Raw genomic sequence first — 12,958 nt, 5'->3', positions numbered from 1 at the left:
TCACTTTTCCTCGTACGGGAAGGTGCGTGCCGACATGGCCGCGCGCGCATCGTAGGTGGACGGCTTCCCGGCGATGAAGTCGTCCGGGTACCAGGCGAAATGACGCACGCCCTGCGCCTGCAGGCGTCGGATCTGCGCGCGCAGGCGTTCGCCGGAAATCGGCGTCTGCGTGCGCCAGTCCACCGTCTGCAGTTCGAACATCGTCTGCGACAGGCCGGGGTCGTGCTCGCGCACGGCCACCACCAGCCGGTCCAGCCACTTCTCCGGGTTGCGGCTGCCCTCCATCCACGGCATTGCCATCAGCGCGGTGTGGTCGTAGGCCTTGTTGAACAGGTCCAGGCGCTGCGCGAACCAGCTGGCGCTCTGTGGCTGCAGCACCGGCTGCGCGTACAGGTTGCGTACCGTGGCCAGCTTCGGGCGCCAGCGCTGCGCGGCGTTGCGCAGTTCCAGGGTGAAGTCGATCAGCGCCTGGGTGCGCGCGCCGTCGTCGCCTTCCTGCGGCAGGTTGGCCAGCTCGGTGTCGCGCAGGTAGGCATCATCGTGGAAGAGCAGCCCCTCGAAGTACGAGTTGATGGCCAGGTCTTCGTAGATGTCGTCGATGATGTGACGCACGCGGGGGTTGGTGAAATCCAAGCGGAAGATGCCGTCGCTTTCCGGGCTTTCGATCGCCAGCGCCTTGCGGATCGCCGGGTCCTTGAGTTCATAGCCCAGCACCGGCAGCCACGCGTATACCTTCACCCCGGCGCGGGTCTTGAGCTGCCAGGCCACGCGGTTGAACAGGTCCGCGCGCATCGGCAGGTGCCGGTTGGGGAAGTACAGCGCATCGGCCGACCCATTGCCGTCCGGGTCGGCGAAGGCCTGCAGGAACACGTGGGTCGGGCCGATCTTCTTGACCCGTTCCAGCAGCGCGTCCAGGTTCTTCGCCTGCTGCGCCGGGTTGGTGTCGTACACCGCGTCCAGGTCGATCTGCAGGGCGCGCATGCCGTCGCGTTCGACGTCGCGGCGCAGCTCATAGGCCAGCTGGGTCACCGGCGGGTTGCCGGTCACCAGCAGGCGGGCCAGGCCGTGCAGGTCGCGGGTGACCGGCGTGCTGCGGCCTTCCAGGTCGAAGGACACCGGCATGCCCAGCTCTTCGGCGATGCGGTTGCTCATCGCGTTGTAGGCCGCATACGGCCACACGATCGCCTTCGGACTCACACCCACGTTGTCCTGGATGCGCTTCACGCTCAGGCCAAGATCGGCGCGCAGGCGTGCTTCGTACTGCGCGGCGGTTTCGTACTGCTGCGTGGCCGGGTCGTAGGCGCGGGTGATCACCGCCGGCGTCGAATTGCCCTGCGGGTTGGACTGCACGCCGTGGTGCAGGTTGTCGGTGTGGCTGGCCAGCTCGACCAGGCCACTGCGCTGCATCTCGCGCAGTTGTTCCCAGGTCAGGAAGTCGTCGCGGGTGAACGGGCGGTAGCCGTAATCGATCTGGCGGCCGGCCGGCATGTCCACGTAATCGGTGATCACCGCCACCAGCGCCGGGTAGTTGTACGCGCGCAGCAGCGGAAACACCTTGCTGTACACGCTGCGCAGGCCGTCATCGAAGGTCAGCAGCACCGGCTTGGGCGGCAGCGGCGCGCCGCCCTGCGAGGCGGTGATCAGCTGCGACAGCGACACCGGGTGGTAGCCGTGCGCCGACAGCCAGTCCAGGTGCGCGGCGAAGTTCTGCGTGCTCACCGAATACGCGTCCGGGTCGCCCTTGGTCGCCACGTCGTCGCGGATGTCGTGGTAGCTGAGCACCAGCAGCCCGTTGTCGGCCGCGTCCAGTACCGGCGGGGCGGCCTGCACGCTGCCGCACACGGCCAGCAGGGCCAGCAGGAGCCAGGAAGTAAAGCGCTTCAAGTCCATGTGTCGCATCTCATTGTCCCCAGCGCAGGCCGGCATCAAGGCCGATATGCCGTTCGCGGCTGCCGTCGTAGACCGGCCGCGACCAGCTGATTCCGTATTCGAAGATCCGCCCGTCGGCCAGCTGCCATTCGTGGCGATACTCGGCCGACGGCACCAGCGCGCTGCCGAAGCCCTGCTGCCAGTAGTTGCCCAGCGACACGGTCAGGCGATGGCGGAAGTGCCGCTCGTAGTGGCGCCACAGCTGCTGGTCCACGCGCAGCCCGATGTCCACCGACCGGTCTTCGGACGGGTTGAAGTAGGGCACGTCGTCGCGGCTGCCGCGGCTGGCGTACAGGCTGCCCAGCCCATCCAGCAGCAGGGTGGGGCGGGTCAGCAGGCGCTGTTCGATGCTGGTGCTGACCGTGTCGCGGCGGTTGCCGTCGTCGTAGCGGAACTGGCTGGCGCCCGCGCTCCAGTGAGTGAGCTCGTTGCGGCGGTAATCCACCGCCAGTGCCACGCTGTCGGCGGTGATGCCGGAAATGCGCGCCTGCAGCGAGGCATCGGCCGCGTTGCGTGCCGCCGTCACGCCGGCGTGCCAGGTATCGTTGAACTGCCAGCCGAACCCGGCGCTCAGGCCGGTATCGCCGATGTGGTCATTGGCGCGGTTGACGAACAGCTCCGCATCGGCCTGGCCGAACCGGTAGCGCGTGCCCAGCCCCACCCACAACGGGCGGATGGTCTGGTCCTGGAAGTCCACGCTGCGGCGGTCGGCGAAGGTCACCACGCGCCAGCGGTCGTCGATCACCGGCGACTGCAGCTCCACGCCGTAACGCGCATCGTCGTTGCCCAACGGCGAGGTACCGCCGCCGCCTTCGCTGCGACCGCCTTCGGCGTACGCATGCAGCTGCCAGCCGCGGTGGGCCTTCCAGCTGCGGTCCATGCGCTGCACCGAGGACTGGTTCGGGTAGCGTTGCAGCAGGGAATCGTGGATCGGCCGGGCCAGGTCATCGCGCTGCAGCTGCACGTACGCGTCGTACTGGCCCAGGCGCGCCGACACGTCGCGCGGGTCCAGCGTATTGGCCATGCTGTAGCGTTCCAGCGCCCGCCGCGGCCAGCCGCGCATCATGTAGACGTTGCCCAGCGACGACTGCGTGCCGCCATTGGCCGGGGCCAGTTCCACCATTTTTTCCAGGTCGTGCTGGGCGGTGGCCAGGTCACCGCTGTAGGCGCGGATCATCGACAGGTTGAGATCGGCCTCATAACGCGGCCAGTTGGCATAGGGCGCGCGCGCACCCTTGGCCCAGCGCCACGCCGGCTCCTGCGCCTGCCACTGGGCAAGCACATTGATCGCGGTATCGGCGCGCTCGCTTTCCAGGTGCGCGTAGGCCAGTTCCGAATGCACTTCGGAGCGGCCCGGGTCGGCCTTGAGCGCCGCTTCCAGGACCGGGATGGCTTCATCCGGGTGCTGGCTGGCCATCAGCGAATCGCCGACCGCCGCCATCAGGTAATTCGGCACCTCATGGCCTTCGGCGAGCAGGGCGCGGTACTCCTCGCGCAGCTGTTCGTGGCGGCCCAGCCGGTTGAGCAGGATCAGCCGGTCGTAGCGGATCCGCAGCGGGGCGGTCTGCACGGTGTAGCCGTCGCGCTGCAGATAGCGCTCCATCTGCGCGAGCGCGTCTTCGGCCTCGTCCAGCCGGGTGTCTTCGCTGGCGCCGTAGGCCAGGCTCCAGCCGACCCGCTTGGCCAGGTAGTTGGCTTCAAAGCGTTGCTTCTGCGCCTCGTCGAACAGGTCCGGGCGGGCCTGGTACAGCTGCCAGGCGCGGTGGGCGTTGCCGATGTCGGACAGGGTGAGCACCTGCAGGCGATACAGCAGCTCGTCGTCGGGCGCATCCACCCGGGCCCGCTCGATCGCGCCCAGCGCATCCAGCCAGCGCGCCTGGTCACGGTAGGTGCTGATTTCCGCCAGATGGTCCGCTCGCGAGGTCGCGGCAGACGCAGCCGGAACCGTCAAGCAAAGCGTGGCGCATGCCAGGCCGACGCAGAGCGCCAGCGGCCGATGGTTGTACATGGAACCCCCGGGAGCATCCCTTCAAGAGAATCTGTTTGTGCGTAAAATGTGACGCACATCACATGCCAATCGTGCACGACTTGGCGGATGTTGACAAATTTTTAACTCGCACGATGGCCTCCGCAGCTGTGCAAACAGGCGCGATCACTACTTCAAGTGATTGATTCACAAGACCATCCGGCCGCCGCCACGGCGTTGTTCCGGGGGGCTGCCCACCCTGAAACCGTTCATCGGCCTGGGCCGACGTCTTTCCCTGATCCATCCTACAGGTCAGTTTTTGACACGCTACGTCAAAAGATGCGCAAACGGCGTGTAGAGATGCGCCATGCGCGTCTGCTTTCCGGCACGCCGCTGGCCGGTTACCAGACGTCTTCCAGCTTCTGCGGCTTGCACGCCACCCACGACGCGCACAGCAGCACCAGCGCGCACACCAGCAGGAAGCCGAACGGCAGGTACCAGGCGCCGCTGACCGCATGCAGCCAGCCGAACAGGAACGGGCCCAGGCAGCTGAAGGCATAGCCCACGCCCTGCATGAAGCCCGACAGCGCCGCCGAACCGGCGGGGGTGCGGGTACGCAGGTTGATCAGGGTCAGCGCCAGCGGGAAGGTCGAGGGGCCGATGCCCAGCAGCACCGCCCACAGCCACGGCGCCTGCATCGGCGCGAACAACAGCCCGGCGAACGCGATCAGGAACGCGCTGAACCCGACAATCACCAAGGGAAACGGGTTGCGCAGCCGCACGGCCAGCGCCGGCATGGTCAGCGACGGCACCAGGCCCAGGGCCGCGAAGATGGCCACCATGATCCCGCCGAACGCTGGCGTGGCCCCGGCTTCCACCACGATGCGCGGCAGCCAGGTGAACATGGAATAGGTCATCAGCGAGGTCATGCCGAACATCAGCGCCATGCCCCAGGCCAGCGGCGTGCGCCAGACCTTGCCATGCGGCTGCGCGGCCGGGTCGGCGGCGGTATCCAGCGGATCCGGATGCGGGCGGCGGCGCGCCAGCGCGATCCAGGGCAGGGCAGCGGCCACCGCGAAGATCGACCAGATGCCCAGCGATACCCGCCACCCGGCCTGTTCGGCCAGCGGCACCGCCAGCAGCGCCGGCACCAACGTGCCCAGCTGCAGCACCGTTATATAAAGCGTGCTCACCGTGCCCACGCGGTTGGCGAAATAGCGCTTCACCAGCGGCGGCACCACCACGTTGCCGATGCCCATGCCGGCCAGTGCCACCACCGAGCCGAACAGCAGGCTGCCCACGCCGCCGGCCATCGAGCGCAACAGCAGGCCCACCGCCGCCAGCACCATGGCCAGCAGCGCGGTGCGCTCCAGCCCGATGCGGCGGGCCACCATCGGCGTGGTCACCCCGAACAGCGCGAACGAGGCCGTGGGCAGCATGCCCAGCACGCCGGTCATGGTGGTGCCGAACCCGAAGGTCTGGCCCAGCTGGTCCAGCAGCGGGGTGATCGAGGTCACCGCCGTACGCAGGTTCAGCGCAGCCAGCAGGATGGCGGAAAACGCCAGCACGCGTCCGCGCAGCAGGGACGTGGAATGGGGGTCGGCAGGCGTCATGGCAGGAATCTCTTGCAGGTGGCGCGGCACGTGGGGGTGCAGCGGAGTGCGGGCGCTCGGCGCAGGCCGTGAAGGACAAACGCTGCCGCATTGTACGCGCCGTAGCGCCACGCACTGCGTGGCTGCTTGCGGGCGACAGATACAAAAAAGCCCGGAGGACATGTGTCTTCCAGGCTTCAATGTGACCACTTGTATGGTCGGGGAGACAGGATTCGAACCTGCGACCTCTACGTCCCGAACGTAGCGCTCTACCAGACTGAGCTACACCCCGTAAGGAGCCGCCTATTGTATCGATCCCGCCCTTCGGCGGCAAGGGGGACCGTTTGTTCACCTTCGGATGCCGTGTTGCCACGACCTTGACAAAAAAGCCTGGAAATCACGTTTCCAGGCTTCAATGCGACCACCGGAGTGGTCGGGGAGACAGGATTCGAACCTGCGACCTCTACGTCCCGAACGTAGCGCTCTACCAGACTGAGCTACACCCCGAAGGAGCCGACAAGGATACGGTGTGAAGGGAGTATCGGCAACCTTTTTTTACCGCGAAGAGCAGCCGACTGACAGTCGGCTCTACCGGGCGTCGCGGTCGGTGGCGCCGACCTCGCGCGCTTCGAACCACATGCCGTTGAGGATGGCCGCGGCCGAGGCCAGGCCGGTGCCGAGGATCCAGGCGAAATACCACATGGCAAAACCTCCAATGTCACGTTGGGTAGGTGCCGACCGTGGGTCGGCACGGTGGGCAATATCAATACGCGTTCGGGTTGTCGGCCATGTCCTCGGCCGTGGTCTTGCCCTTCATCACCCGGTAGACCCAGCTGGTGTAGGCAATGATGATCGGAAGGAAGATCACCGTGGCCACCAGCATGATGAACAGCGTGAGCTGGCTGGACGAGGCATCCCACACCGTCAGGCTGCCGCTGGGCTGGCTGGACGAGGGCAGCAGGAACGGGAAGATCGCAAAGCCCACGGTCAGGATGATGCCGGCAATCGACGCGCCCGAGGCCAGGAACGCGGCCATGCCGCGGCGGGCCCGCAGCAGCACCGCGCTGGCCAGTGCACCGGCCAGGCCCAGCAGCGGGAACACCAGGGTCAGCGGCATGCTGCTGTAGTTGCGCAGCCAGCCACCGGCCGCCGTGCCCACCGCAGCGGTCTTCAACAGCGGGTTGGTCGGGCCGTCGGTGACCACCTGCGAGGTGATTTCATAGCCCGGCAGGCCGAACGCCACCCAGGCACCGCCCGCAGCGAACAGCACGAAGCTGAGCAGCGCGGCAATGCTGCCGTAACGCGCCGAGCGCTCGGCCACCGCGCCGTCGGTCTTCAGCACCAGCATGGCCGCACCGTGCGACACCATCATCGCCACGCCCACCAGCCCGGCCAGCAGCGCGAACGGGGTGAGCAGGCCGAAGAACGAACCGGTGTAGAAGATGCGCATGCTGTCATCGAAGTGGTACGGCACGCCCAGCAGCACGTTGCCCACCGCCACGCTGGCAATCAGCGCCGGCAGCAGCCCACCCACGAACAGCACCCAGTCCCACGTGTCGCGCCAGCGCTTGCTCGGCATCTTGCTGCGGTACTTGAAACCCACCGGGCGCAGGATCAGCCCGAACAGCATGGCGAAGATCGCAAGATAGAAGCCGGAGAAGCTCACCGCATACAGCGGCGGCCACGCGGCGAAGATCGCACCGCCCCCGAGCACCAGCCAGACCTGGTTGCCTTCCCATACCGGGCCTACGGTATTGATCACCGTGCGTCGTTCTTCATCGGTCTTCGCCACGAATGGGAGCAGAGTGCCCACGCCCAGGTCGAAGCCGTCCATCACTGCCCAGCCCACCAGCAGGATGCCCAGCAGCAGCCACCAGATCACGCGCAGGGTGGTGTAATCAAGTCCAAGAATGTCCATCTGGAATCTCCTGCCTTATGCCTGGCCGGGGGCCGGCGTGGCGGCATGGTGGGGAAGCGGCGTGCGTGAAGGCTGCAGCGACGGAAGAATGTCGGCCGGCCCGGTACGGATCGTCTTGAGCATCAGCTTCACCTCGATGATCAGCAGCACCGTATAGGTCAGCGTGAACACCGCCAGCGTGGTCAGGATTTCATGCAGGGCCAGCCCGGACGCCGCGTAGAAGGTCGGCAGCACGCCGTCCACCGCCCACGGCTGGCGGCCGTATTCGGCCACGAACCAGCCACACTCGATCGCAATCCACGGCGCCGGAATCGACCACACCGCCAACCGCAGGAACCAGCGCTTCTCGTGGAACGTGTTGCGGCAGGAGAAGTAGAAGGCCACCGCGAAGAACGCGATCAGGTAGAAGCCCAGCCCGGCCATGATGCGGAAGGTCCAGAACAGCGGCGCCACGCGCGGCACGGTGTCCATCGCCGCCTTGGAGATTTCCTCCGGCGTGGCATTGAGGATGTCATCGCGGTAGCGCTTGAGCAGCAGCCCATGGCCCAGGTCCTGCCAGTGGCGGTCGAACATCTCGCGCGCTTCGACGTCGTTCTTGTCCTTGCGCACACGTTCCAGCGCGCCGTACGCCAGCTGGCCGCCCTTGATGCGGTGCTCGGCGCGTTCCACCAGTTCCAGGATGCCTGGAATGGGCTGGTTGAACGAGCGCGTGGCGATCAGGCCCATCAGGTACGGAATCTTGATGGCGAAGTCGTTCTGCTGGGTCGTCTGGTTGGGAATGCCGAAGGCGGTGAAATCGGCCGGGGCGCGCTCGGTTTCCCACATCGCCTCGATCGCGGCCAGCTTCATCTTCTGGTGTTCGCTGGCGGCATAGCCGCTTTCGTCACCCAGCACCACCACCGACAGCGACGATAGCAGGCCGAACGCCGCGGCCACCGCGAACGAACGGCGCGCCATGTCCTTGTGCTTGTCGCGCAGCAGGTAGAACGCGCTGATGCCCATCACGAAGATCGCGCCGGTCACGTAGCCCGCACTGACCGTATGCACGAACTTGGCTTGGGCCACCGGGTTGAACAGCACCGCGGCAAAATCCACCACTTCCATGCGCATCGTGTCCGGGTTGAACACCGCGCCGGTGGGGTTCTGCATCCAGCCGTTGGCGATCAGGATCCACACCGCCGACAGGTTGGTGCCCAGCGCCATGAACCAGGTCACCGCCAGGTGCTTGACCGGGGTCAGCCGCTTCCAGCCGAAGAAGAACAGGCCCACCAGCGTGGCTTCCAGGAAGAACGCCATCAGCCCTTCAATGGCCAGCGGGGCACCGAAGATGTCGCCCACGTAGTGGCTGTAATACGACCAGTTCATGCCGAACTGGAACTCCATCACCAGGCCGGTGGCCACGCCGATGGCGAAGTTGATGCCGAACAGCGTGCCCCAGAACAGGGTCATCTGACGCCAGACCGGCTTGCGCGTCATGACGTACACGCTTTCCATGATGGCCACCAGGAACGAGAGGCCAAGCGTGAGGGGAACAAAGAGGAAGTGGTACATCGCGGTCAAAGCGAACTGCAGCCGCGACAGTTCTACGACTGTCGAATCGATCATGGCCTGGCTACCTCGTGGGGTTTTGCCGTTTCAGGTGGCGGGAAGGGGGTCTACGGAGTGAATTCTGTGACCAGCAACTTCAAACAGCCTTGATTGAGATCAATGTGTGAACAGGCAGATGCGCGGATCGTAGGCAGTCCGTGCTGCGACCGACTGCCGCACGGGGAAGGGTGGCCGGCGCCCATTACAATGGTCGGCACCTCCCTGTGGCCGCCAGTGACCCGCTTTGAGCATACCCCCCGACGCGCCCGCCATCGAGTCCAATGGTCTTCGCCGCCAGCGCCTGCAGTGGCTCGACGGCCTGGCTGCCAGCGCCCGCAGCCGCCAGCGCCTGGCCGCGGTGTGTATCTGCACGTCAGGCACACTCTTGATCGGACAGGCCGCGGCCATTGCCTGGCTGATCCAGGCAGTGCTGGTCGAGCGCCGCCCGCTGGCGGCCGCCACCCCGGTGCTGCTGGGCCTGGTGGCGGTACTGGCGGTGCGCGCCCTGCTGGGCAGCGCCACCCAGGCCGCCGCCGGCGACGTGGCCGATGCGGCCCGGCTGACCCTGCGCGAACGGGTGTACCGGCGGCTGCTGGGGCTCGGGCCGCTGTGGCTGCGCCAGCAGCGCAGCGGCGAGCTGGGCGAACTGATGCTGGCCCATGCCGACGCGGTGGAGAGCTACTACGCCGGTTACCAGCCGGTGCGGATCGAAGTGGTGGTGGTGCCGCTGCTCATCCTGCTGGCCGTGGCCTGGGTGGATTGGGTGGTGGCGCTGATCCTGCTGTTCACCGCCCCGCTGGTGCCGTTCTTCATGATGCTGGTGGGCTGGGGTGCCGAGGCCGCTGGCCGTGCCCAGCTTGGTGAGCTGGCGCGGATGAGCGGCCACTTCGCCGACCGTATCAAGGGCCTGGGCCTGCTGCGCCTGTACGGCCGGGGCGAGGCCGAGCTGGCCGGCGTGGCCGCCGCCGCCGAAGGCGTGCGCGAGCGCAGCATGAAGGTGCTGCGCATCGCGTTCCTGTCCTCCACCGTGCTGGAGTTCTTCGCCTCGGTCAGCGTGGCCATGGTCGCGCTGTACCTGGGCCTGAGCTATCTCGGCCTGATGTCGCTGCATGCCGCCGTGCCTACCCTGGGTGCCGGCATGTTCTGCCTGCTGCTGGCGCCGGAGTTCTACGCACCGCTGCGGCGGCTGGCCGCGCATTACCACGACCGCGCCAACGCACTGGCCGCCGCCGCCGAAGTGGAGCGCCTGCTGGGCGAGCTGCCGGCTGCTGCGGCCGCCGAAGACGCGGCGCCGGCGGTGCGCGCGCCGGAGCTGCTGGAGCAGCATGCACCGCCAGTGGTGGTGCGCAACCTGGTGCTGCGTCCGGTGGGCGCCTCGCACGATGTGGTGCAGCAGCTGTCCTTCCAGATCGAGGCGGGCCAACGCCTGGCCTTGGTGGGGCCCAGCGGCAGCGGCAAGAGCACGCTGCTGGAAGCGCTGGCCGGCTGGTTGCCGCCACGCGAGGGCAGCATCGTGCTGCGCCCGGGCCTGGAGATCGGCTATGCCGGGCAGCGCCCGTACCTGTTCCACGGCAGCATCGCCGACAACCTGCGCCTGGCCGACCCCGGCGTGAGCGATGCGCGCCTGCAGGCCGTGGCCGAAGCGGCGCAGGTGATGCGTTTCGCGGCGCACCTGCCCGATGGCCTGGGCACCGTGATCGGCGAACGTGGCTTCGGGCTATCCGGTGGCGAAGCACGCCGGATCGGCCTGGCGCGGCTGCTGCTGCGCGACCCGCAGCTGCTGCTGCTGGATGAGCCCACCGCCTTCCTCGACCCGGACACCGAAGCCGCGCTGCTGCAGACCCTGGCCGCGTTCGCCCGCGACCGCGCCGTGGTCATCGCCACCCACAGCGACACCGCCATGCGCTGGGCCGACACGCGGCTGACCTTGACCGCGCAGGGCCGTGCGAGCACGGAGGTGCTGGCATGAGTCTGCCCCGCGAAGATTCCCTCAAGCAGGTGTTCACCCGCCATCGCGGCCGCCTGCTGCTCACCGTGCTGCTGCTGTGGACCACGATGCTGGCCGGCACCGCGCTGCTCGGGCTGTCCGGTGGCTTCCTGACCGCCGCCGCGCTGGCCGGTGCGGCCGGGCTGGGCAGCGGGTTCAATTTCTTCTCGCCCTCGGCCGGCATCCGCGGCCTGACCATGGCGCGCATCGTATCGCGCTATTTCGAAAAACTGGTCGGGCACGACGTCACCCTGCGCATCGCCCGCGACCTGCGCGTGTGGTTCTTCCGCCGCGCGCTGCCGCTGGCACCGGCGCGGCTGGCCGGCATCCGCACCGGCGAGCTGCTGGCGCGGCTGCTGTCGGACATCGGCGAAGTGGACGGCCTGCTGGTGCGCGCCATCGGCCCACTGCTGGCGCTGGGCGGTGTCTCGCTGGTGGCCGTGTTCTCCGCGTTCCTGATCTACCCCCCGGCCGCGCTGTTGCTGGCCGTGCTGGCGCTGGCCATCGGCGTGGGTGTGCCGTGGCTCACCGTGCGCGGCGCCGGCGGGCAGGAGCGCGACCGCGCGCTGCACCGTGCACAGTTGCGCACGCAGGCGTTCGAGGGGCTGGAAGGCGCGGCCGACCTTACTGCGCTGCACGCGCGCGAAGACTGGAACCTGCGTGTGCTGGTCGCGGCCAAGCAGCTGCGCTCACGCGACCGCCGGCGCCGCTGGCGGCTGGTGGGCGGCAACGCGCTGCACGGGCTGTGCGCCTCGGTCGGCCTGGTCGGCATGCTGTGGGTGGCGCTGCACGGATTCGAGCGCGGCGCGATTGATGCGGCGCTGGCGGCTGCGCTGGTGTTCCTCACCGTGGCGCTGATCGAACTGTGGGCCGGCATCGGCCTGGCCTGGCAGTCGTGGCTGTCCGGGCGCGTGGCGGCGGGACGCCTGGAAAGCATTGTGGACCAGCCGCCCGGCGTGCAGGATGCGGCGGCGCCGGTAGCACTGCATGCGCAAGCGGCCACGCTGCAGCTGGAACAGGTGGCATTCCGTTGGCCGGGGCAGGCGAGGGCGCTGCTGGAGGGCGTGCAGCTCAGCGTGGCGCCGGGTGATCGCATTGCCATTCGCGGTGACAGTGGCAGTGGCAAGACCACCTTGTCCGCGCTGCTGCTGCGCCTGTGGGACCCCGACGAAGGACGCGTGCTGTATGGCGGGCAGGACATCCGCAACGTCGCCCAGGACGCGTGGCACAAGCAGATTGCGTGGTTGCCGCAGAGCGCGCCGGTGTTTGCTGGCAGCATTGCCGACAACCTGCGGCTGGGCAATGCGCAGGCCACTGATGAGCGCTTGTGGCAGGTGCTGGCTGACGTGCGGCTGCAGACCTGGGCTGCGCAGATCGGGGGGCTTGACGCCTGGGTGGGCGAGAACGGCGCCACGATGTCGGCCGGGCAGGCGCGCCGCTTGGCGCTGGCGCGCGCGTTGCTGCGTGGCGCACCGATCCTGCTGCTGGATGAGCCCACTGAAGGCCTGGATGTGGATACTGCGCACGCCCTGCTGCACGACATGGTGGCGGCGCTGCATGGCAGAACGCTGGTGATGATCACGCACGACGAACTGCCGGACGGCATCGTGCACCGCAGCTACCACCTGCGCGAGGGCAGGCTGTCGTAGCGCCGGCTACACGGGGTTGGCAATGGGTGCATGGACGCCACACGCGACCGCCTTTGTGCCAAACCGCCCGCGCACACCATGCCAGAAATGACACCCTTTTCCCGCTCCAGCAGGGTCACGACGCCACCCATCGCGCCTCGCGAAACGTGACGCTGTCCCGCGCGGAATGCGACGCGCCGCAAGCATTTCCCGATGGTGCGGTGACTTGTGACATTGCGGTAGACAGGCTCACTTGAAACGCATCGAACGCGAGAGAGAAACAATTGGAGCTAGGCTTCGCACCATCGCATGGTGTGCGCTCGGAGCCTGAGAAACTCCTAGGAAGGCAAC

8 protein-coding genes and 2 tRNA genes are annotated in these 12,958 nt (G+C 67.6%); 2 read left to right on the top strand and 8 right to left on the bottom strand.

Features of this window, described 5'->3' with window-relative positions; translation table 11 throughout:
* The 8 genes from pgaB to ACIGII_RS02890 all read right to left on the bottom strand — a co-directional run bounded on the left by pgaB (nt 1) and on the right by ACIGII_RS02890 (nt 9,010).
* Nucleotides 1-1,890, bottom strand: a complete 1,890-nt coding sequence (gene pgaB, locus ACIGII_RS02925) for a poly-beta-1,6-N-acetyl-D-glucosamine N-deacetylase PgaB (protein WP_399634995.1) — start codon at nt 1,888-1,890, stop codon at nt 1-3.
* Nucleotides 1,891-1,900: 10 nt separating this feature from the next.
* A complete protein-coding gene (pgaA, locus tag ACIGII_RS02920; protein ID WP_399634993.1) occupies nt 1,901-3,937 on the bottom strand; it encodes a poly-beta-1,6 N-acetyl-D-glucosamine export porin PgaA in 2,037 nt (678 codons plus the stop codon).
* Between the two features lie 359 nt (nt 3,938-4,296).
* Nucleotides 4,297-5,508: a CynX/NimT family MFS transporter gene (locus ACIGII_RS02915; protein ID WP_399634992.1), complete on the bottom strand. Its 1,212-nt coding sequence runs from the start codon at nt 5,506-5,508 to the stop codon at nt 4,297-4,299.
* Nucleotides 5,509-5,702: 194 nt separating this feature from the next.
* Nucleotides 5,703-5,779 (bottom strand) — tRNA-Pro (locus tag ACIGII_RS02910).
* Between the two features lie 138 nt (nt 5,780-5,917).
* A tRNA-Pro gene (locus ACIGII_RS02905) sits at nt 5,918-5,994 on the bottom strand.
* 81 nt (nt 5,995-6,075) lie between these two features.
* Nucleotides 6,076-6,189 (bottom strand): cytochrome bd-I oxidase subunit CydX, encoded by a 114-nt coding sequence (gene cydX / locus ACIGII_RS02900; RefSeq protein ID WP_093532473.1) that lies wholly within the window; start codon nt 6,187-6,189, stop codon nt 6,076-6,078.
* A gap of 61 nt (nt 6,190-6,250) precedes the next feature.
* Nucleotides 6,251-7,405: a cytochrome d ubiquinol oxidase subunit II gene (gene cydB / locus ACIGII_RS02895; RefSeq protein WP_399634990.1), complete on the bottom strand. Its 1,155-nt coding sequence runs from the start codon at nt 7,403-7,405 to the stop codon at nt 6,251-6,253.
* A gap of 15 nt (nt 7,406-7,420) precedes the next feature.
* Entirely contained in the window at nt 7,421-9,010 is a 1,590-nt protein-coding gene (locus tag ACIGII_RS02890) for a cytochrome ubiquinol oxidase subunit I (RefSeq protein WP_068853169.1), read from the bottom strand.
* Between the two features lie 226 nt (nt 9,011-9,236).
* Between ACIGII_RS02890 and cydD the strand changes: the two genes are divergently transcribed.
* Both cydD and cydC read left to right on the top strand, forming a co-directional pair.
* Nucleotides 9,237-10,961 (top strand): thiol reductant ABC exporter subunit CydD, encoded by a 1,725-nt coding sequence (gene cydD / locus ACIGII_RS02885; protein WP_399634988.1) that lies wholly within the window; start codon nt 9,237-9,239, stop codon nt 10,959-10,961.
* A complete protein-coding gene (cydC, locus tag ACIGII_RS02880; protein ID WP_399634986.1) occupies nt 10,958-12,628 on the top strand; it encodes a thiol reductant ABC exporter subunit CydC in 1,671 nt (556 codons plus the stop codon). Before cydD ends, cydC begins: the two co-directional genes overlap by 4 nt.
* Nucleotides 12,629-12,958: the final 330 nt, after the last annotated feature.

The organism is Stenotrophomonas sp. NPDC077420 (assembly GCF_044543385.1).
Taxonomy (GTDB): Bacteria; Pseudomonadota; Gammaproteobacteria; order Xanthomonadales; family Xanthomonadaceae; genus Stenotrophomonas.
The sequence above is the reverse complement of the archived record's forward strand: the minus strand, read 5'-3'. Positions and strand labels throughout refer to the sequence as shown.

Bases quoted from the DNA above. Each gene is read 5' to 3' on its own strand.
- pgaB (WP_399634995.1), bottom strand. From the start codon at position 1,890: ATGGACTTGAAGCGCTTTACTTCCTGGCTCCTGCTGGCCCTGCTGGCC.
- pgaA (WP_399634993.1), bottom strand. From the start codon at position 3,937: ATGTACAACCATCGGCCGCTGGCGCTCTGCGTCGGCCTGGCATGCGCC.
- ACIGII_RS02915 (WP_399634992.1), bottom strand. From the start codon at position 5,508: ATGACGCCTGCCGACCCCCATTCCACGTCCCTGCTGCGCGGACGCGTG.
- cydX (WP_093532473.1), bottom strand. From the start codon at position 6,189: ATGTGGTATTTCGCCTGGATCCTCGGCACCGGCCTGGCCTCGGCCGCG.
- cydB (WP_399634990.1), bottom strand. From the start codon at position 7,405: ATGGACATTCTTGGACTTGATTACACCACCCTGCGCGTGATCTGGTGG.
- ACIGII_RS02890 (WP_068853169.1), bottom strand. From the start codon at position 9,010: ATGATCGATTCGACAGTCGTAGAACTGTCGCGGCTGCAGTTCGCTTTG.
- cydC (WP_399634986.1), top strand. From the start codon at position 10,958: ATGAGTCTGCCCCGCGAAGATTCCCTCAAGCAGGTGTTCACCCGCCAT.